20 protein-coding genes and 1 pseudogene are annotated in these 18,725 nt (G+C 61.9%); 6 read left to right on the top strand and 15 right to left on the bottom strand.

Translation table 11 applies throughout. The annotated features are described in order from the left end of the window. The first annotated feature begins 24 nt into the window (after nt 1-24). Nucleotides 25-1,191, top strand: a complete 1,167-nt coding sequence (locus tag EN804_RS16645) for an acetate/propionate family kinase (RefSeq protein ID WP_135920308.1) — start codon at nt 25-27, stop codon at nt 1,189-1,191. 39 nt (nt 1,192-1,230) lie between these two features. Here EN804_RS16645 and EN804_RS16640 read toward each other — a convergent pair whose 3' ends face one another. Both EN804_RS16640 and EN804_RS16635 read right to left on the bottom strand, forming a co-directional pair. Further along, complete coding sequence (locus EN804_RS16640) at nt 1,231-1,746, bottom strand: GNAT family N-acetyltransferase (protein ID WP_127277196.1); 516 nt, start codon at nt 1,744-1,746, stop codon at nt 1,231-1,233. Between the two features lie 52 nt (nt 1,747-1,798). Beyond that, the gene (locus tag EN804_RS16635) at nt 1,799-2,446 is read right to left on the bottom strand and encodes a helix-turn-helix domain-containing protein (protein ID WP_127277193.1); all 648 of its coding nucleotides are present in this window, start codon (nt 2,444-2,446) and stop codon (nt 1,799-1,801) included. 331 nt (nt 2,447-2,777) lie between these two features. Between EN804_RS16635 and EN804_RS16630 the strand changes: the two genes are divergently transcribed. Next, complete coding sequence (locus EN804_RS16630) at nt 2,778-3,206, top strand: plastocyanin/azurin family copper-binding protein (RefSeq protein WP_245464307.1); 429 nt, start codon at nt 2,778-2,780, stop codon at nt 3,204-3,206. A 123-nt stretch (nt 3,207-3,329) separates the two neighbouring features. Here the strand turns inward: EN804_RS16630 and EN804_RS16625 are convergent, their stop codons facing one another. Together EN804_RS16625 and EN804_RS16620 are read right to left on the bottom strand one after the other, a co-directional pair. Beyond that, on the bottom strand, nt 3,330-3,860 hold the full coding sequence (locus tag EN804_RS16625; RefSeq protein ID WP_127277208.1) for a cytochrome b/b6 domain-containing protein: 531 nt from the start codon (nt 3,858-3,860) through the stop codon (nt 3,330-3,332). A gap of 43 nt (nt 3,861-3,903) precedes the next feature. Further along, a complete protein-coding gene (locus tag EN804_RS16620) occupies nt 3,904-4,182 on the bottom strand; it encodes a PepSY domain-containing protein (protein ID WP_189343527.1) in 279 nt (92 codons plus the stop codon). A gap of 306 nt (nt 4,183-4,488) precedes the next feature. Between EN804_RS16620 and EN804_RS16615 the strand changes: the two genes are divergently transcribed. Together EN804_RS16615 and EN804_RS16610 are read left to right on the top strand one after the other, a co-directional pair. Further along, the gene (locus tag EN804_RS16615; RefSeq protein WP_245464306.1) at nt 4,489-4,935 is read left to right on the top strand and encodes a sulfocyanin-like copper-binding protein; all 447 of its coding nucleotides are present in this window, start codon (nt 4,489-4,491) and stop codon (nt 4,933-4,935) included. 151 nt (nt 4,936-5,086) lie between these two features. Beyond that, entirely contained in the window at nt 5,087-6,070 is a 984-nt protein-coding gene (locus EN804_RS16610) for a zinc-dependent alcohol dehydrogenase family protein (RefSeq protein WP_127277182.1), read from the top strand. 30 nt (nt 6,071-6,100) lie between these two features. Here the strand turns inward: EN804_RS16610 and EN804_RS16605 are convergent, their stop codons facing one another. The 5 genes from EN804_RS16605 to EN804_RS16585 form a co-directional block, all read right to left on the bottom strand. Next, nucleotides 6,101-6,691 carry an NAD(P)H-dependent oxidoreductase gene (locus EN804_RS16605; protein WP_135920306.1) on the bottom strand — a complete coding sequence of 197 codons (591 nt, stop codon included), beginning with the start codon at nt 6,689-6,691 and terminating at the stop codon, nt 6,101-6,103. Between the two features lie 32 nt (nt 6,692-6,723). After that, nucleotides 6,724-7,110: a hypothetical protein gene (locus EN804_RS16600; RefSeq protein ID WP_127277177.1), complete on the bottom strand. Its 387-nt coding sequence runs from the start codon at nt 7,108-7,110 to the stop codon at nt 6,724-6,726. A gap of 85 nt (nt 7,111-7,195) precedes the next feature. Then, a complete protein-coding gene (locus EN804_RS16595; RefSeq protein ID WP_127277175.1) occupies nt 7,196-8,449 on the bottom strand; it encodes an MgtC/SapB family protein in 1,254 nt (417 codons plus the stop codon). Nucleotides 8,450-8,462: 13 nt separating this feature from the next. Continuing rightward, entirely contained in the window at nt 8,463-8,912 is a 450-nt protein-coding gene (trxC, locus tag EN804_RS16590) for a thioredoxin TrxC (protein ID WP_135861773.1), read from the bottom strand. Between the two features lie 28 nt (nt 8,913-8,940). Beyond that, the gene (locus EN804_RS16585) at nt 8,941-10,794 is read right to left on the bottom strand and encodes a heavy metal translocating P-type ATPase (RefSeq protein ID WP_135920304.1); all 1,854 of its coding nucleotides are present in this window, start codon (nt 10,792-10,794) and stop codon (nt 8,941-8,943) included. Between the two features lie 165 nt (nt 10,795-10,959). On the opposite strand from EN804_RS16585, the gene EN804_RS16580 reads away from it, so the two are divergent. Further along, nucleotides 10,960-13,641 carry a bifunctional acetate--CoA ligase family protein/GNAT family N-acetyltransferase gene (locus EN804_RS16580; RefSeq protein WP_135917205.1) on the top strand — a complete coding sequence of 894 codons (2,682 nt, stop codon included), beginning with the start codon at nt 10,960-10,962 and terminating at the stop codon, nt 13,639-13,641. A 19-nt stretch (nt 13,642-13,660) separates the two neighbouring features. Here EN804_RS16580 and EN804_RS16575 read toward each other — a convergent pair whose 3' ends face one another. After that, a complete protein-coding gene (locus tag EN804_RS16575) occupies nt 13,661-15,154 on the bottom strand; it encodes a bifunctional aminoglycoside phosphotransferase/ATP-binding protein (RefSeq protein ID WP_246693442.1) in 1,494 nt (497 codons plus the stop codon). Nucleotides 15,155-15,267: 113 nt separating this feature from the next. Next, on the bottom strand, nt 15,268-15,666 hold the full coding sequence (locus tag EN804_RS16570; RefSeq protein ID WP_135920300.1) for a cytochrome c: 399 nt from the start codon (nt 15,664-15,666) through the stop codon (nt 15,268-15,270). A gap of 175 nt (nt 15,667-15,841) precedes the next feature. On the opposite strand from EN804_RS16570, the gene EN804_RS16565 reads away from it, so the two are divergent. After that, nucleotides 15,842-16,678: a universal stress protein gene (locus EN804_RS16565; RefSeq protein ID WP_135920298.1), complete on the top strand. Its 837-nt coding sequence runs from the start codon at nt 15,842-15,844 to the stop codon at nt 16,676-16,678. Between the two features lie 74 nt (nt 16,679-16,752). On the opposite strand, the gene EN804_RS16560 is transcribed toward EN804_RS16565, so the two are convergent. The 4 genes and pseudogenes from EN804_RS16560 to EN804_RS16545 form a co-directional block, all read right to left on the bottom strand. After that, nucleotides 16,753-17,199 (bottom strand): pyridoxamine 5'-phosphate oxidase family protein, encoded by a 447-nt coding sequence (locus EN804_RS16560; protein WP_135861761.1) that lies wholly within the window; start codon nt 17,197-17,199, stop codon nt 16,753-16,755. Further along, nucleotides 17,199-17,897 (bottom strand): phosphoribosyltransferase, encoded by a 699-nt coding sequence (locus tag EN804_RS16555; RefSeq protein ID WP_135920296.1) that lies wholly within the window; start codon nt 17,895-17,897, stop codon nt 17,199-17,201. The genes EN804_RS16560 and EN804_RS16555 overlap by 1 nt, the downstream gene beginning before the upstream one ends. 3 nt (nt 17,898-17,900) lie before the next feature. Then, nucleotides 17,901-18,335, bottom strand: coding sequence for a DUF2267 domain-containing protein (locus EN804_RS16550; RefSeq protein ID WP_127280177.1), 435 nt, complete (start codon nt 18,333-18,335; stop codon nt 17,901-17,903). A 184-nt stretch (nt 18,336-18,519) separates the two neighbouring features. Then, nucleotides 18,520-18,725 (bottom strand): annotated as a pseudogene (locus EN804_RS16545) (5-aminolevulinate synthase); the annotation flags it as partial.

Below are 18,725 nucleotides of genomic sequence, written 5' to 3'. Positions count from 1 at the left end.
AACGGCAACATATAGGATGGCTTCATGACCGATGCGATCCTTGTCCTGAACGGCGGTTCTTCGAGCCTGAAGTTCGCCGTTTTCGAGCGACGCGGTGAGCTCCCGCTGCTGCTGCGCGGCAATGTCTCCTCTCTCGGTCAACAACCGCGGCTGCGAGTCGAGGCTGCGGCCGGCAGGTCAAAGTTCGACAAGAGCTTGGGCGAAGCACCGATCGGTATGGGCAAGGCGTTCGCGGCGGTTGCATCCGTGCTCGCCGAAAACGATCTCCTGCGCCGCATCGACAGGGTAGGACACAGGATCGTTCACGGTGGGCGTGACTTCACCGAAGCGACGCTGCTCGACGAACGCACGCTCAAAGCACTGCGCCTGCTGGAGCCGCTGGCGCCCATCCACCAGCGGATCAATCTCGAGATTGTCGCGCTGGCCGCTGAAATCTTGCCGCAGGCCCTCCAGGTCGGTTGCTTTGACACGGCGTTTCATTCGACCAGACCGGAGCTCGCCAAAATCTACGGGCTGCCGTGCGCGATGACTGACGCGGGCATCGTTTCCTACGGCTTTCATGGGCTGTCCTACAGTCACATCGCTGCGAAGCTGCGTGACCGATACGGCGCGCACGCCGGCGGTCGGGCGATCGTTGCCCATCTCGGCAGTGGCGCCAGCCTGTGCGCGATGGCCGCCGGACGAAGCATCGCCACGACGATGGGGTTTTCGACGCTCGACGGCCTGGTGATGAGCACGCGCTGTGGCGCGCTCGACCCGGGGATTATCCTTCACTTGCTGCAGGAACGGCGACTGTCTGGAGACGAAATGGTCACGCTTCTCTACGAGCAATCGGGCCTGCTCGGAGTGTCTGGAATATCGGGTGATATGCGGACGTTGATCGCCTCGGACGATCCCGCCGCCGCCGAGGCTGTCGCGCTCTTCGTTTATCGGATCGGACGTGAGATTGGATCGTTGGCCGCTGCCATGGGAGGACTGGACACGCTGGTGTTCACGGCTGGCATCGGCGAAAACGCGCCGTTGGTCCGGGAGAGGATTTGCGGTGCCGCTGCCTGGCTTGGAGTCGATCTCGACGAGAAGCGAAACCGAGAGGGCGAGGAACTGGCCAGCAACGCGACTTCCCGCGTCGATGTCCTTGTCATTCCTGCGGATGAAGAATGCGCTGTGGCCGCGGAGATGCTCGTCTTTTGACCTGCCGCGCCCACAACGGCCCGGAAGGGGCCAAGGCAGCTAAGCGGCTGATCGCGCCCCCAGCTCCCGTCGAACCAGGACCAGCGTCGCATCGTCGGGATCGGTCGTGACGGTGAAGCCCATGTCGCGCTCGACCTCGATCGCGGCACGGTTCTCGCGGCTCTCGATCGACTCGATCGCTTCCAGGCCGAGGTCTTCGGCATAGTTCGCGATATAAGCGAGCAACTCCCAACCAACGCCCAGATGCTTGCGATCCGCACGAATGCAGATCGCGACCTCACCGTTTCGATCGGCGGCATCGCTTGCCAGCGTTGCAACCGCGATCAGCATTCCGTCGGTGGAGAAGGCTAGAAAATTATGGATGTGGGCGTCGTCTGAACGCGTCATCGCGACCAGCCGTTCATGCGAGACCTCCTTCACAGCGCCGAGAAAGCGAAAGCGCAGGTCGTCCGGGGTCACATGGGTGAAGAACTCGGCCAGCGTTGGCTCATCCTCAGGGTACGCGCGGCGCACTTCGAAGCGAAATCCGGTGTGGGTGGTAAGTGTATGGTGCATGACAACAGGGTCCTGATCTGAGGCTGACGTTACGCTGTCTGCTTGGGAGGGCTCATACGCCCATGGTCTGCAACACATCCTGCTTGAGGATTTCGACGCTGCGCAGGTTGAGCAGGCGGATCACGCCCTTATCCTTCAGCCGGGTGAAAACCCGCGACACGGTCTCGATAGTGAGTCCGAGATAGTCGCCGATGTCCATGCGCGACATCGGCAGCTCCACCTGCCGCAATCCACCTTGCCGCTCCATCATGTCGACCAGGAAGGCGGCGACACGTTCGATGGCGTTCTGACGACCGAGGACAAGGAGGTGCTCCTGTGCCCTCGTCAGGCCCTTGAGTGCCAGGGGAAGCAACTGATGGGACATGTCCGCTCCAGCGCTGAAGCGGAAGGCGCGTACCCCGGTGGCATTGATCGCTTCGGCGAAGAAATGATGCGTCGTGTCGCCTTCGAAGCCGAACGTCTCTCCGGCGAGGTGGAAGGCGCTAATCTGCCGGCGGCCGTCCGCGAGCAGGCGATAGATGCGTACGGCGCCGAATTCGACCTGGTAGAAAGCGCCAGCCTTCTCGCCTTGAGCATAAATCTCCGAACCGGCGGGAAAGAAGCTGACCGGCTGTTGCGTTTCCGAGTCGAGGGCCACTGGCAGGCTTGGCTGAGCAGAATGCGACGGCAATGAAATTCTGGAGGCGGTGTAAGCGTGCATGGCTGTTGTCCAGGTTGTTTCGCGACACAGCAATCGCGCGAATCCGCGGGTCGCGAAATTCGGTTTTGTCCCTACGGGAAACTACCTAGGCACGCGCCGGCCCGCTCATGTCCAGAGCAGATTCGATGCGCCGGCTTGGCCGGAGGGTGTCGCCTCTTCCGGCCCTGTCTCCACTGTCAGCCTGTTGTCAGCTTGGCCGCGCTAGCCCGGCGCTGCGACCGGAAATGATTCTTCAAAACCATCGGCTGCGGGGTCGCCGCACGCGATCAGGAGCAATTCTAACATGCAGTTTTTCAAGTCCGGACTGGTCTTGGTCCTCTTGACGGCGTCGGTGCCAGCCTTCGCCAACACGACCGTCAACGTAAAGCTTTGGGACAAGGACGGTGCCGTGAACCCGGACGCCAAGATGGGGATGGGCATGCCGGCAAACATGAGCATGGCGACGATGGCCATCAAGCTGGACAAGACCGTCGTACCCGCGGGCGAGGTTACCTTCAAAGTCAGCAATACGTCCAAGGACACGGTTCACGAAATGATCGTCGTGCCGGCCGCGGATGCGAAAAAGACCGCATTGCCGTATGTGAAAAATGAAAATCGCGTCAACGAGGATGCGGCCGGCCATCTCGGCGAGGTTTCCGAACTCGATCCAGGCAAAACCGGATCGCTGACCCTGGACCTCAAGCCGGGCAGCTATGCCGTTTTTTGCAATATCCCCGGTCATTTCATGAATGGAATGTGGGCAACGATCCTGGTCAAGTAGACGGTGATCCAACGCTGCAACCCGCCCGCCAAAAGGCGCGGCGGGTTGCTGTTCATTGCTTCCCCGATCGAGACCGCTACCGCTTGCGCCCGATACGGCGCCGGGTTGATGATTGGCCGATCGTCAAGCGATGTCCGCCGGTTCGGCGCTGCGTTTTCGTCCGGTGATCATGGCTCGGACCAGGTTTTCGCGGTGGCGAAAGCTTGCCAGGGCGACACCGCCAATATGAAGCAAGACGAGGAGCAACAGGCCGTGCGCCGCCAGGCTATGTGCGGCTTCGACCCAGGGCACACCGAAATAGGCGTCGGTCGTCATCAGCCAGCCGGTAAGAGCGGTTGAAGCCATCGCCGCGATCAAGACGATCACCATCGCGCCGCCAGCCGGATTGTGGCCGATATATCGGGCCTCGCGGCCGCTCAGTATTGCCGAGAGATAACGCGCGACAGTCGCCGGATCACGCACGAATTGGGAGAACCGCGCATAGCGGGTACCAAGAACACCCCACAGAAGCCTTATGCCGATGAGGGCGGCGGCGGCGTATCCGGCCCAGTGGTGGATACCCTCCGAGGAATGGGAGGTGAGCCAGGCCGTGACGAAGCTGAGCACCAATGCCCAATGGAAACTCCGCACGGCCCGATCCCAGACGCGCACCATCGGCGGCGATGGGTGCGCGCCTGCTGCTGCCGGAACGTTCTGATCAATTTTCGCCGGCTTCGGCATTGTCGAGCTTTTCAAGGGTCTCGGCATTGTAGGCCAGATTGACCTTTTTGCCCGCCTTGTCGACCGCGTAGACCTCATAGCAGCCCTTCTCGACCTTGATCTGCCGCACGGTGAGGCCTTCGCCAGTCAATTGTGCTTCCAGTGTTGCCTTGGGCTTGAATTGCGATTTTGGGGCGGTGCTGCAGCTGCCGCCGGCGGCGAGCGCCGGTCCCGCGATCATGCCAGCCAAAGCGGCGAAAACGAGTGTGCGATACATGATGACTCCATTCGGAAGGTTGGGCGCCGATGTTGCGCCCGCAGGTGGATCTTCGATCGTCCAGACGGCGATTCTCACCGCCATTGGAGCGAAATAATCAATTCAAGCTGACAACTGGCTGACAATTGTATCATCGGCACCGATCGGGGCCGCGCCGATCAATTTGATCTGGCGCAAGGACGGCGGGTGACGTCGCGAGCAGGATGACGGCCGGATGTAGAGCACTTCTGCTGCCCACCCGGAAAGAGGATCGCCATGAAAACCGTATTGAGGAAAGCAACATTTGGGCTTGCTGCTGCAATGCTCATGGCTAGCCATGCCGGCGCCGCCCAGGCTGACGCGCTCGTCCAGGTTTCGCTCTGGGACAAGGGCGCGAGCACGGAGATGCCGATGGGTCTTGCGTATGCAGCGCCGGGCCTCGATCTCGCCAAGGCGACCATGGGCATCAAGGCTTTGCCAAGTGTGGCAAAGGCCGGAGAGGTCACATTCAATGTGAAGAATGACTCCAAGGACACCGTCCACGAAATGATCGTGATGCACCTTGCCGATCCCGGCAAGCCGCTTCCTTACCTTGAAGCCGAGAACCGCGTCGACGAAGACAAGGCTGGCGACAAGGGCGAAGTTTCGGAGCTTGATCCGGGAAAATCAGGCACGTTGACCGTCGAGCTGAAGGCTGGAAAATACCTGCTTATCTGCAACGTGCCAGGTCACTATGGAGCCGGCATGTGGGCCGAATTCACCGTCGAGCCATAGATAATGAAGCAGGCAGCCGCCTGGCCGGAACCTGTGACTGCCGCAGTTTTCGAAAGCCTGCCGGGATCGCCGGCCTTGTCGGTTTGGCCGCGCCACGGCGGAGGCTGGGCAGTCACGGCATTTGTTTTTCCGGGGCAACATGGAGCACGTCATGAGAGCGATGGTGCTCGAAAACATCGGCGTGCCATTGAAGCTGGTCGACAGGCCTGATCCCATAGCGAGACCCGGTGAGATCAGGTTGAGGATCGAGGCATGCGCTGTCTGCCGGACCGATCTGCATGTCATTGATGGCGATCTGCGTCATCCAAAACTGCCGCTCATTCCGGGTCACGAAATCGTCGGCACTATCGATTCCGTCGGCAAAGGCGTGGCGCGTTCCAGGATCGGGCGCAGGGTTGGCGTGCCTTGGCTTGGGCACACTTGCGGGCATTGTCCCTACTGTGTCGCGGAGAATGAAAATCTCTGCGATCAGCCAGATTTCACGGGTTATACACGCGATGGCGGCTTCGCCAGCCATGTCATTGCCGACGCGCAATTCGCCTTCGATCTGGACACGGATGCCGACCCCGTATCGCAGGCGCCGTTGCTTTGCGCTGGCCTGATCGGCTGGCGATGCCTGAAGAAGGCCGGTGACGGCAAGCGGCTCGGGATCTACGGCTTCGGTGCCGCTGCACATATCGTTGCGCAGATCGCAATCTGGCAGGGTCGTGACATCTTCGCTTTCACCCGGCCCGGCGACAGTGAAGCACGGGAATTCGCCCGCTCGCTCGGCGCGACGTGGGCGGGCGGGTCGGAGGAGCTTCCGCCCAGGCAGCTCGATGCCGCGATCATCTTCGCTCCTGTGGGTGACCTGGTGCCGATCGCACTTGGTGCCGTGCGCAAGGGCGGCCGGGTGGTTTGCGGCGGCATCCACATGAGCGACATTCCGGCGATGGCCTACGAGTTGCTCTGGGAAGAGCGTGAACTGGTGTCGGTTGCAAACCTGACGCGCCGCGACGCCGAAGAGTTCTTTCCCATTGCCAGGCGCGCTCGGGTGCACACGTACACCAAGGTCTACCCGCTGGAACAGGCCAATCAGGCATTGGACGATGTGAGGCAAGGCAGATTGAGCGGCGCCGCCGTCCTGGTGCCGTGATCGGCATTCAACGAGCGTTATGTGGGAGCGTTATCTGGCCCGTCCACCCAGTTCGCGCATATGCCGGATCCACTTCGCACGGGTCGCATCGCTGGCTCCAGCGACCATGCCGAACAAGGTCTCGCGTACCGGACTGATGCCGACAAATTGCAGAATGCTTCGCTTCAGGCCGGCGATGCCGTGTCCGAGGAACCATAGCCGATACACTACGGAAGGCATGCCCATCGTCACCACGACGCGCGCCGAGCGGCCACGAAGCAATGTCTTGGTGAAGCCGCCGCCCTTGTCCGGATAGGCAAAGGCCGTTCCCGGCCGCATGACCTGTTCCAGAAATGCCTTGAGTATGGCCGGCATGGTTCCAAGCCACAGCGGAAAGACAAAGACGATATGCTCAGCCCACACGATCGCCTCGGCTGCTTCTTTCAACTCATCGGGAACCGCACCATGCTCGAACTCCTGCATCGTCCGAAGCATCGGAAAATCGATTGCCCCCAGATCGACCCGGCGGACACCATGCCCTGCCTTTCCCGCGCCCTCGCCATAGGCGTCGGCAAGACCGCGGCAGAGCCGATCCGGGGACGGGTCTGGATGGCCGACCACTATCAGGATGCGTCGCGACATGGTCTACTCCCAGGGAGCCAGGCGTTGCCGCGTCATGGCCGCTCGACCCTTGCCACCTGGTAGGTGTGCATGGTGCCGTTGCGCTCGATCGACACATATTCACCGGTCACGAACCGTTCGTCGCCGAGATGAAAGCCGATTTCGTCATCGCGGTCGCCTTCGGCGTAGTCGAAATACCACTGCCCGCCGGGCTTGCGTCTCAGCCGGCCGATCAGATCCTCCTCGCCAGTCCGAAAGCGGCGAACTCGACATGAGGCCCTGTGCGATTTCCATTCTTCGGCATCGATACGCCCTTCGCCGTTCAGCGGAGCCAGCACGTCGTAACCCTCTTCACGATCTCCTCCCGGGTGATCCTTCTCGCGGGCTAGCAGCAGCCGGACATGGCGGAATTTCGGGGTAAGGTCCTTCAAACTGGTCATGGCGAACTCCTTTTAAGGAGTCCCATAGAGCCGTAGCTGGGCCTGCCCCTTGATCCGCATCAAAGATGGCTCAAGAACCGCGCTTCTATCCCGGGCCAGGCGACAACATGGCGCCATAGCCGGCGGTCGCAGCGGTCAGGGTTGCGCCGGCCAGCGGCACCCAGAACCTGATCGGACCGGCAAATACCGCCAGTGACAGGCGGCCGATCGCATTTGCCGCCAGTGCCGCCAGCACAGCCTGACCGACAGTCTCGACGGGGACCGAATACTTGACCAGCCGCAAGGCACTGAGCACCGAGACGTCGACATCGAACGTGCCTGCCAGCGCTGAGGTAACCAGCAAGCCGCGGCTGCCGAATTGAGCTGCCAATCCAGCGCTTGCGGTCGCGACAAGCGCGAAGAGCAGCGCGAACAGCAACAGCGGACCCAGCTCGAATGGATTGCGCGCAATAGCGCTGCGTTCCTCATTCCCGCTGTCGCGAGTCATCAGCAATGCGCCGCAGACAGCGAAGGCGAGCGCGGCTGCCATCGCCGCTATAGCGACCGAAGCGAACACGCCTGGCTCTATGATCAGAATCACGGCGCAGACGCGGAGCACCGAAACCATTGCAGCCAGGGATGCCGCCCCGGCGAGCGGCAGTGGATTGCCGCCCGACGCGGCATTGCGGGCAAGCGCCAAGGTCACCGCTGTGGAAGAGACGATCGCACCGACGAGCGAACTGACCAGCAGCCCACGCGTATTTCCCAGAATGCGAACAGCCACGTAGCCGGCGAACGATATCGAGGCCATCAGCACCGTCAGGAACCAAACTTCCCAAGGATTGAAACCGCCCCACGGGTCCATCGTCCGGTTTGGCAACAGGGGTAAGACGATCGCCGTCATCACTGCCAGGATCAGCGCCGAACGCAGTTCGACCCAGGTCAGTCGCTTCAAAAGACCGTGCAGGACTTCTCGGCTGGCCAGGATTGCCGCCAGTGCCGCCCCGCCCGCAGCAGCAGCCCGATAATCGCCGGCTACGGAAAGCGCGCCAAGGGCGAAAACGCCCAGGCCTGCGATCACGCTCGTGACGCTGAAATCCTCGTCATGGGCAGCCTCACGCGCCTTGTACCAGGCAAAGATTGCCGCAAAGGCGATGAAGCCTCCGACGAGCACCGATACGGAGCCTAGTGCACTGGCCAGCGCCGCGAGCACGCCACCAAGCAGCCCGGATATGCCGAATGTCCGGATGCCAGCTGTGCGACTGCGGTCGGGCGCATCCCGCTCTTGCCAACCACGCTCCAAGCCTACAAGGAGACCTATTGCGAGGGCCAGTCCAAGCCGGGCGATGAGCGGATCCATTGGCGCGACGACTTCAGGCGGTCACCGTCGGCAGGCGGTCGCGAACCCACCTGACGATCTGGCCTGCCGTCATTGCGCCAGATGTGCGCGCGAGTTCGCGTCCGCCATGGAACAGAATCATGGTCGGGATGCCGCGAATGCCGAGCCTTGCCGCGACAGATTGCTCATTTTCGGAATTGAGTTTGATCAGGCGAACATGTGGCTCCAGTTCGATTGCCGCCGCTTCATAGGCCGGCGCCATCATCTTGCAGGGGCCGCACCAAGGTGCCCAGATGTCGACGACAACGGGAATACTGCTTCGCGTAATCTGGTGATCGAACGTCTTGGCGTCGACGTCCGGGGGGTGACCTGAAAACAGTCTGGTCCCGCACTTTCCACATTTTGCCTCACTGGCATTTCGTGACGGCGGCAGGCGATTGACTCCGCCGCATTTGCTGCAAACCACCAGATTTTGCTGTGCCATGGCCATTCACCGAACTTGTTCTCGACCACTATGCGCGCCACAGATGTCCATCGCCAAGGGTCCGCAAAGCGTTCAGGATAACCGCCACGTCAATCCCTTCCTGAAGTAGCGCTCCGGCAACCGGCGTGATCTGCCCCATGGCCGCTGCGATCATTGCCAGCCCCGACAGCGCCAGTCCGGCAATGATGCTTTGCAACGCGATCGATCGCGTTCGCCGTGCAATCCGGACGGCATCGGCGACAGGCAGCAGCCTGTCGGTCAGCACGATGACGTCCGCCGCCTCGGAAGAGGCCGTCGCCCCACGCGCGCCCATGGCGACGCCGACCGTCGCGGCGGCAAGAGCGGGTGCATCGTTGATGCCGTCGCCGACCATCATCGTCGGCGCCAAGGCTTTCTCGGCTGTGACCGTCGCGACTTTTTCGGCAGGGGTCGCATCGGCGACCAGGGCGTCGAGGTCGAGCCGGGCGGAGATGCGCTTGGCCGCCACGCCGTCGTCGCCTGTGAGCATGATCATGCGATCAATGCCAGCGGAGCGCAGCTTGCCGAGTGCGTCATGCGCATCAACACGCAGGGCGTCGCCGAACGTGAAAACACCGGCAAGCTGCCCGCCGAGTGCTACAAAGACCCTGAGCACCGCCTCGTCCCGGTATTTTTCTTCGCCCCCTTTCGCCCAGTTGGGCAGGGGACTGTCGGCGAGCACAAGAGCCCGCGATCCGGAGGCGATCGCAATGTTCTCGACCCGGCCCTTCAGGCCTGCGCCGCGATGCTCGCGGACATCACGCGGATGCGAAAGCATCAGCTGTCTGCCGCGCGCCTCCCGGATGATCGAGTCGGCGAGCACATGGTGTGAGGCCTGTTCCAGGGATGCCAACAGCTGCAGCAGATGGTTCGCGTCACGGCCGGGTGCGGCTTCGATTTCGATGAGCTCGGCGCCACCGATGGTCAAGGTCCCCGTCTTGTCGAAGATCGCGGTTCGGACTTGCGCTAGAGCCTCCAGCGCCGTGCTGCCTTTCATAAGGATGCCGGCACGCGCGGCACGCGAGACGCCGCCGATGAATGCAACGGGGGCAGCAAGGATGAGCGGGCAAGGCGTTGCGACGACCAGCACCGCAAGCGCTCTGATTGGGTCGCCGGAAACATACCAGGCGGCGCCGGAAACCAGCAGAGTGGCTGGCAGAAGGAACAGGGCAAACCGGTCGGCCATGCGAATGAATGGAGATTTCGCGGTCTGCGCTGCAGCGACCATGCGTACGATCGCGGCATAAGTGCTCTGCTCCGCAAGGGCAGAAGCCCGCATGCTGAAGGTCTCGCCCGCATTGACGGTGCCGCTGCGCAGCACATCCCCCGCGCGGCGCCGTTCCGGCAGGGGTTCTCCGCTCACTGCGGACTCGTCGAGAGAGGCCGAAGCATCAAGCAGGATGCCATCGACGGGGAGCAGTTCGCCGGCCCGGACCAGAATCTCGTCGCCGACATCAACGTCCTCGACGGAGATGGTTTCTGTCCCCAGCGTTGACGTTCGGTGGGCGATACGCGGCGATCGGTCGGTCAATGCCTTGAGGTTCCGTTCCGCGCGGCCGCGAGCGAAATCCTCAAGCACCGTGCCGCCGGCATACATAATCGCGACCACCACTGCCGCCAAGGGTTGGCCAAGAAACAGCGCGGCGGACATCGACACCAGCGCAATAGCATCGACACCGAAGCGGCCGATCCAGAAATCGCGCAGGATGGAGATGGCGAGAGCCGCTACCACGGGCAACGTCGCCACCGTCCAGATCGTGTCGGCCTCAAGGGGCCCGAGCCCGGTTCGCCACGCTCCGATCCCAACGGCGAGACCCAGGATGGCAATCACCAGCAATGCGCGTCGCAGGATGGACTCGTTCATGCGATGCCTTCCGATCTGATCGATGCTCGCCAATTTTCGTCAGCGCTGACGAGCGCGTCGAACTCGGGCAACAGCTAGTCGCGAGAACCACAGAACGCTTTGATCCAACGCAACGAACGGGCAAGATCGACCGGCGATTATCGCCGCTAACAGGAGACACAAGGGGTGACGATCCGAAATCTCGAACATGCGTTCGCCCCGAAGTCCGTTGCTGTCTTCGGTGCGTCGGTGCGCGAAGGCTCCGTCGGCCATGTCGTTTTCGACAACATCGTCAGCGGTGGCTTCGAGGGCGACATCTGGCCGGTCAACCCGAAATATTCGCAGATCGCCGATCGGCAATGCTATGCTGAAGCGGCGGATCTGCCTGACGTCCCAGACCTTGGTGTCATCGTTACGCCGCCTGAGACAGTTCCCGGCATCGTGCGCGACCTTGCTGAAAAGGGCACGCGGACGGCGGTCGTGATCACTGCCGGGCTTACGCGCGAGAATGGCCTGCGTCAGGCGATGCTGGACGCTGCCAAGCCCACGCTCTTCCGCATCATCGGGCCGAACACGGTCGGGCTGATGATCCCGCCGATGAAGCTAAATGCCGGATTTGCGCATATGGCCGCGAAGTCCGGCAACATCGCACTGCTGTCGCAATCCGGCGCCATTGCCACATCGCTGATCGACTGGGCGGCCGACAACAATGTCGGCTTCTCGCAGATCGTCTCCCTTGGCGACATGGCCGATGTCGATGTGGGGGACTGCCTCGACATGCTGGCGGGCGACATGCACACCCACGCCATCGTGATGTATCTCGAAACCATTCCCAATCCGCGCAAGTTCATGTCGGCGGCGCGCGCCGCCGCGCGCCTCAAGCCGGTGATCGTCATCAAGTCGGGCCGGCACGAGCAGGCGGCCAAAGCGGCCGCGACCCATACCGGCGCGCTGTCGGGCGCGGATCGTGTCGTCGATGCCGCATTGCGGCGCGCGGGCATCCTGCGCGTCGAAGGCCTGGCCGAGTTGTTCGACGCGGTTGAAACGACCGCCCGCTTTGCTCCGCTGGAGCGAGCCCGCGTCGGCATCGTCACCAATGGCGGTGGCGCCGGCGTGCTTGCCGTCGACCAACTTATCGACTGCAACGGGGAGTTGGCCGAACTCGCGCCGGGAACGATTGCCCGCCTGGATGCCGTCCTGCCGGCCACATGGTCGCATGCCAATCCGGTCGACATCATCGGCGACGCTCCGCCTGAGCGCTACCGGGTCGCGGTCGAGGCCATCGCGGCCGATGCCGGGACCGACGTTGTCCTGGTCATGAACTGCCCGACCGGGCTCGGCTCGCCGCTCGGCGCGGCAAGCGCGGTGGCAACGCTCGCGCAGGACGGCAAGATCGGCGGCAAACCGGTCCTGACCTGCTGGCTTGGCGAACACACGGCGCGCGAAGGGCGACGTATCCTTCAGGACGCGGGGATTGCCAGCCTCGAGACACCCGCCGATGCCGCGACGGCCGTATCCTACCTCGCCGACTGGTCGCGAGCCCAGCGGGCCCTGCTACGTACGCCGTCGAGCCACGGCGAGGCCGCCACGAGCGGTCGAGAAGCGGTGCTTGCCCTATTCAGGCAGGTCGCCAGGGAAGGCCGGCGCATGCTGACCGAGCCCGAGGCCAAGGCGGCGATTTCCGCCTACGGCATCCCGGTGCCCGAAACGATCATCGCCAGATCCCCTGCCAAAGTGGGGCAGGCGGCCGGCCGACTTCTCAAGACATCCGAGCAGGTCGTCGTCAAGCTGCTGTCAAAGGCGATCTCGCACAAGTCGGACGTTGGCGGGGTGGTGCTCGGCATTGCAGCCGCGGCGGCAGCCGAGGAGGCAGCACGCGCAATCGAGGCCCGGTTGCATAAGCACGATCCTCAGGCCGATATCGAGGGTTATGCCGTACAGCCGATGGTGGTGCGAAAACAGGCTCAGGAACTGATCCTTGGTGTCAGCCATGATTCGATTTTCGGTCCGGTTCTCCTGTTCGGGGCGGGTGGCGTCGCCGTTGAGGTGATGGACGATACCGCGATCGCGTTGCCTCCGCTTGACGACGTTCTTGCCGGTGACCTGATCGGGCAAACGCGGATCGGTCGGCTGCTCGACGGATTCCGCGATCGCAAACCCGCGGATCAGCAGGCGATCGTTGCGGCGCTCAACGGCCTATCGCAGATGGTTGTCGACTTTCCGTGCCTCGTATCAATGGACATCAATCCGTTGCTCGCGGACACCGCCGGCGTGATCGCGCTCGATGCACGCATCGAGATCGAACCGAAGCGGGTGGAGGAACCTGGGCCGAATCCTGCACTGTGCATCCGGCCCTACCCGTCAGGTTGGGAGAAGGAAACGTCGGCAGGTGGCGCGCATTATCACGTCCGGCCGATCAAGCCGACCGACATCGCGCTCTATCCCGAATTCCTGGCCAAAATTTCGTCTGACGATTTGCGCCTGCGTTTCCTTTCGCCGCGAAAAAGCTTCTCCGATCAGGTGTTGAAGCGGCTCACCCAGCTCGACTACGACCGCAATATGGCTTTCGTAGCATTGGACAAGAGCACTGGCGCGCTGGCTGGCATCAGCCGGTTGTCCTGCGATCCCGACCACGTCAGCGCCGAATACGCATTGCTGGTGCGGACGGACTTGCAGGGTCATGGCCTAGGTTGGGAGTTGCTCAGCCAGATCATCGATTATGCAAAGGCCGATGGGATCCGCCGCATCGGAGGTATCGTGCTCAGTGAAAACAGCAAGATGCTGGCAATGTGCCGTGAATTCGGCTTCTCCTTGATGCATCTTCCGAACGAGCCAGGGCTTGTCGAGGCCAAGCTCGAACTCGGTTGAGGTCAATCATCCGCAACAGTCAGGAGGCCGTGCACAGGGTTTCGGAAGCATCGCGCTGCCAACATCTCCTCAGTTCCGCGGCAATGTCGACGGGCTTTCGATCGGAATCGGTCCTGCGCCAGCTGGCCTGGCCGGCTTTTCGCTGCAGTTGACGCGAAAGGATATCGACCGTTGCATCCGAGGGACCGCCCTTGCGTTCGCTGACCCGTCGCCAAAGGACGAGTGGATCCGCCTCCAGCCAGAAACCGAAGAATGGAATACCCCGGTCTCGCGCCGCCTTCTCGATCCGCTCACGATCGGCCGGTCTGTCGAAAACCGCATCAGCTACAACCGAGCCACCCTCGGAGAGAATCAAGCCGGCGCGCCATGCCATTTCGTTGTAGACGCGATCGGACACATCAGGACGATAGGCCTTGTCCGGCAGCCTGGCCTCGGCGGGCACGCCGTGCATCGCTTTGCGGATGCGGTCGCTTTCGATTATGCGCGCACCGGGCGGCGCCCCGATATGGGCGGCGAGCGCCTCGGCAATGGTCGTCTTGCCTGAACCACTGAGACCGCCGATGGCAACGAGCCTGGGCGGCGTTTGCTGCAGAAATGTTCGGGCCAGTTCGAAATAGGATCGGGCCTCGGCAGTCAATTTGCCGGAATCGGCGCTGCCTTCCTCGACTTGGGTGGCGGTGACATGCGCGCGCACAGCCGCCCGCACCGCCATGAAGAAAGGCAGCAGGACAAAGCCATCCTCGTCATCGGCCTCGTCGAGGTAGCGGTTCATCACGAGATTGGCGAGCTCTGGGAAACGGCGATGCCAAAGGTCCATCAGCAAGAAGGCAAGGTCGTACAGAACATCGATGCTGGCGATCTGGTCATTGAATTCGATGCAATCGAAGAGGCGAGGCTCGCCATCGAAAAGGCAGATGTTGCGCAGGTGCAGATCGCCATGACACTGGCGGATCTTGCCCGCGGCCTCCCGGCGATCCAGCAATCCGGAATGGCGCGCGAGTGCGGTGCGGAAAGCCCGGGCAAACGTCTCGATCTCCCGTTTTGTAAAAACGTGACTGGTGCCAAAGCCGGCCTCGTTGATGTCGAGCACGCCCATCAAATTGAATGAGCCGGTTCCGTTGTGGATCTTCGGCGCCGCACGGTGATGTCCCACGATCATGCGTGCGACCGCCGTCATCAGCGCTGGCGTCAGTTCTCCCGCGGTCGCCATCCGATCAAGGAGCCTCGACTGATCAAACCGGACCATCTCGATCACCGCATCGACCATTTGGCCAGCGCCATCGAAAACGAGTTTGCCGTCGACTTCGCGGGTAATGCGCCGCACGCCCAGATAGAGGCCGGGTGCGGTCCTGGCGTTGAGTTCCACCTCTTTTTCGCAAGCGGCCAGCCTTAGTGCTGGCGTCGAGAAATCGACATAGGGCAGCTTGACCGCCCGTTTCATCTTAAAGGCACGTCCATCGATCAAGAAAATTCGCGAGATATGAGTCTCGATCGCTTCGACCTGTCCGGCCATGCCATAGGAGGCGGGATCAAGCAGGAACGCCGTAGCGGATTGCTGCTCGTCAACGACCATGTCCGGCCTCATCGATGCCTGTGTCGTGCGGAGACTGTTTGCGCCCTCTGTTTTCATTGCTGCAACGTCTCGACATAACCGGCCAGATCATGGATCCGTTCCCTGGTGACGATTTCCCCGGCATTCGGGCCATATTTCTTCACGTCACCCGGAAGGAATTGCCGACCCCAGACCGGCATGTCGCGATTGCCATGCGCCGGCACCATGCCGCGGCCGTCGATGACGGCAAAGACGCGCCAATAAGGGAATTCGCCGCCATTGCGCCTGGAGAGGCGCGTCAGGTCGCTTGGCCGCTTCAACAACTCGTCGCCCAACGGGCCGTCCCCCTTGCCTTCAAGGCCATGGCAGACGGCGCATGAGTTCATGTATTCCGCCTTGCCGTTGCCGAGTTCCTGGGCGCCAGCTGCGTTGAGGGCCAATCCCCCCAAAATCGCCGCGATCAGGAATTTCATCTGCGTTTCCCCGATTGATCGACTGAAACCTACAGCCCTGGTTTGCTAGTGCGTTGATGCGGATCAAATGCCGCCGCGGTCACGGTATTTGATTCAGCGCAATGAACGCATCGGGCAGCCTCGCTAATGACTGAAACCACGACTGATCCTTCAATCGAAATCAGGAGTTGTCGCCGTGACTTTCAGGACATTGCTTACGGTTACCGGGCCGAACCAGGGTGAAGGTGATCTAAAGCTAGCCGCCTCGCTGTGCGAACAGGTCGGCGCCCATCTCTCCGTGCTCGTTCTCGAGCTTGCCGCGCCGCCCTCAGGCGGCGAGTATGCCGCTGTCGTTTCGCCTGCCTGGCTGGAGGAACGCCAGGCCGAGCTGAAAAGGCTCGAGAAGAGAATTTCGGATGTCGCCGGCTTTCTCTCCCAGAGCGCCGTATCGGCCGATCTGAGCGACGACTATCCCGACACGGGGTGGGCGGACGACGTCATCGGAAGGCGTGCCCGCTACGCCGATCTGACCATTCTCGGGCCAGATTTGCTGGCAAGCCATACGCTGAAGGATAAAGTCATCGAGGGCACGCTGTTCTCGTCGGGAAAGCCTATTCTGCTCGTTCCCGAGGGCACGCGGCCGACGCTGAAGCCGAAACGCGTCCTCGTTGCATGGGACGCCCGCCTTGAGTCATCGCGCGCCGTCCGCCAGTCCCTCGATATGCTGAAGGGCGCCGAAGATGTGCGCCTTGTCATCGTCGATCCCATTGAAGATGAGTTCCATCATGGCGAGGAGCCGGGTGCAGATGCCGCGGCCTATCTTGCCCGGCATGGCGTGAAGGTTACGGTCGACCGGCTGCCGAGCGCGAACCATTCGGTTGCCGATGTGCTTCGCCAGCATGCCGGCGACGTTGCGGCTGAGCTGATGGTCATGGGCGCCTACGGTCATTCCCGGTTGCGCGAACGGATTTTCGGTGGGGTCACCAAGTCGATGCTTGAAGGTCAATCGTTGCCGGTCTTCATGGCGCGATAGCAATTCACAGGGAAGAGCGGGCCGGCGCAGTTTGCGCCGGCCCGCTCTCGTTCCTGTAGCGAAGGGTTGCGGACTTACTCGCTCGCCTCTCGACCGGACACCTGCTCGATCAGAATCCGGAAGAAAACATGCGGTGCATTGTCGGCCGCGGGAGGAGTGACCGGCTTGAGTGCGCCGGGCTCCCACCAGTCGGTGTGCTTGCTCAACACCGACCAGGCATGGTCCCTTTGAAGCTTGTGGCCGATTCGGTCGGGCAGCTCTTCATATCGGCCATCGACAATGACACTTCTCCATCCTCGGCCCTGGCCATGTTCGTCCACCTGGACGGACACCAGCGGATTGGACCGCATCCATTCGATCTTTTTGCCCGGCATGGAAAACGCGTAAAGATGAGCGTCCGAATGGGCGTAGTGGAAGGGCACGACATAGGGCTGCCCATCCTTAGCGCATGCCAGATGGCCAACACGATTGGCCGTCAGCAATTTGGTACATTCCAAAGCCGAAAGCGTGCGGATCTGCATTAGTGCGATCTCCTGTTCTTTACGGCTAGGCCGGAAACGTGCCGCTGGCCAGTTTTGTACAGTTGGGCAGCCTCGTCCATAGCGAAGACAACGTCGTTGTCAGAGAGCCGCGGGAACCGCAGATAGTGGTGGCCCAAGGCCCGGAACTGTCCTGGCTGACTAAGGCAAACCACACGGTCCGCTTCCTGTTCCAGTTCAACGACCGTCTCTTGCGGTGAAACAGGAATTGCCACGACGATTTCCCTCGGTGACCGGCGCTTGAGGGCGCGGATCGCGATTTTCATGGTCGTACCGGTCGCGGCCCCGTCATCGACGATGATCGCGGTCTTTCCCGCAATCGAGATCGGTCTGGTCTTCCAGCGATAGGCAGCGCGCCGGCGTTCGAGTTCTGGCCGCTCATTTGCAATCAAGACACGTAGCTCGCTTTCGTCGAGTGCATAGGTCTCGACAATCTCACGGTTCAGCACGACCTCCCCAGGGTCGCCATCGACGATTGCGGCAACAGCCAGCTCGGGATTGCCCGGGGCGCCCACCTTGCGGATGATAAGCAGATCAAGAGGAGCGTGGAGGGCTTTGGCCACTTCCACTGCGACGGGCACGCCGCCGCGCGGTAATGCCAGTACGATCGGGTGATGCAATTGAAGCCTGCTCAGTTCCAGGCCAAGCTTGACTCCAGCCTCTTCCCGGTCGCGGAACATCGGTCAATCCACCGGCCACAGTTTTCGCAGCGACTTCTTCATCGAGTTTCTGACCTGTACGATCTCGCCATGCGAAATGTGACGGTCGAGAAGCTTGAAAACGGCACTGATCGCGACATCGAAATCGATCTCCTCATCGTAGCCGAAACTGTTTCTGACGCTGATAATAAAGTCGCGCTTGGTGCGCTCATGCGCAGGCACCGCGGGGTTCCAGCCTTCGAAATAGATGCCGCGGACCAAAACAGGCAGTTGCGCCGAGAGATCGGCCATTTCTGCTGGCGAAAGCCAATCCCGCACCGTGTGTAGAACGGATCTCAGGAGACGGCACGCGCTCGGTTCGCTCCAGCAGAGGTCCTTGGCGAGCTCCTTGACCCATTGTTGCGCCTGCTGGCCAGCGTGCGTGAAGTCAGCAAAGGACGTGTGGGAAATATGACCCATGGCGGATGCTCCTCGAAGATTTGAACTCCATTCTCAGGCATCGAAAGGCTTTGAGCATTGAGCAGGATCAAATCGTTCAAAAGTGCATCGCCCCGATTGTTTTCTACAGCCGCCTCGACCAGTTCGAGGGGGCCGCGCACCAGCTGGCAAAGGGGACGAACACCGTTTGCGCAAGCGGCGGGTTTCAGCCGCCGGATTTTTGCACCAGCAGCGGAATGATCCGGTCGCTTTTCGCGACGGCCGGCCGTCCCGCCGAACCGTAGGGGATGCCGAGCGCGTCCCAGGTCTCGACCAGCGCGTCCTGAAGTTCGGCGATCAGCGCATCGGAATGGAAGGGCGTCGGCGTGATGCGCAGCCGCTCGGTGCCGCGCGGCACGGTCGGGTAGTTGA

This window comes from Mesorhizobium sp. M8A.F.Ca.ET.161.01.1.1 (assembly GCF_004792105.1).
Classification (GTDB): Bacteria; Pseudomonadota; Alphaproteobacteria; order Rhizobiales; family Rhizobiaceae; genus Mesorhizobium.
The sequence above is the reverse complement of the archived record's forward strand: the minus strand, read 5'-3'. Positions and strand labels throughout refer to the sequence as shown.

Coding starts and splice junctions, on each gene's coding strand:
- EN804_RS16635 (WP_127277193.1), bottom strand. CDS start 2,446: ATGCACGCTTACACCGCCTCCAGAATTTCATTGCCGTCGCATTCTGCT.
- EN804_RS16610 (WP_127277182.1), top strand. CDS start 5,087: ATGAGAGCGATGGTGCTCGAAAACATCGGCGTGCCATTGAAGCTGGTC.
- EN804_RS16605 (WP_135920306.1), bottom strand. CDS start 6,691: ATGTCGCGACGCATCCTGATAGTGGTCGGCCATCCAGACCCGTCCCCG.
- EN804_RS16645 (WP_135920308.1), top strand. CDS start 25: ATGACCGATGCGATCCTTGTCCTGAACGGCGGTTCTTCGAGCCTGAAG.
- EN804_RS16640 (WP_127277196.1), bottom strand. CDS start 1,746: ATGCACCATACACTTACCACCCACACCGGATTTCGCTTCGAAGTGCGC.
- EN804_RS16555 (WP_135920296.1), bottom strand. CDS start 17,897: ATGTTCCGCGACCGGGAAGAGGCTGGAGTCAAGCTTGGCCTGGAACTG.
- EN804_RS16600 (WP_127277177.1), bottom strand. CDS start 7,110: ATGACCAGTTTGAAGGACCTTACCCCGAAATTCCGCCATGTCCGGCTG.
- EN804_RS16560 (WP_135861761.1), bottom strand. CDS start 17,199: ATGCAGATCCGCACGCTTTCGGCTTTGGAATGTACCAAATTGCTGACG.
- EN804_RS16615 (WP_245464306.1), top strand. CDS start 4,489: ATGGCTAGCCATGCCGGCGCCGCCCAGGCTGACGCGCTCGTCCAGGTT.
- EN804_RS16585 (WP_135920304.1), bottom strand. CDS start 10,794: ATGAACGAGTCCATCCTGCGACGCGCATTGCTGGTGATTGCCATCCTG.
- EN804_RS16595 (WP_127277175.1), bottom strand. CDS start 8,449: ATGGATCCGCTCATCGCCCGGCTTGGACTGGCCCTCGCAATAGGTCTC.
- EN804_RS16575 (WP_246693442.1), bottom strand. CDS start 15,154: ATGGCCGGACAGGTCGAAGCGATCGAGACTCATATCTCGCGAATTTTC.
- EN804_RS16620 (WP_189343527.1), bottom strand. CDS start 4,182: ATGTATCGCACACTCGTTTTCGCCGCTTTGGCTGGCATGATCGCGGGA.
- EN804_RS16625 (WP_127277208.1), bottom strand. CDS start 3,860: ATGGTGCGCGTCTGGGATCGGGCCGTGCGGAGTTTCCATTGGGCATTG.
- EN804_RS16550 (WP_127280177.1), bottom strand. CDS start 18,335: ATGGGTCATATTTCCCACACGTCCTTTGCTGACTTCACGCACGCTGGC.
- trxC (WP_135861773.1), bottom strand. CDS start 8,912: ATGGCACAGCAAAATCTGGTGGTTTGCAGCAAATGCGGCGGAGTCAAT.
- EN804_RS16570 (WP_135920300.1), bottom strand. CDS start 15,666: ATGAAATTCCTGATCGCGGCGATTTTGGGGGGATTGGCCCTCAACGCA.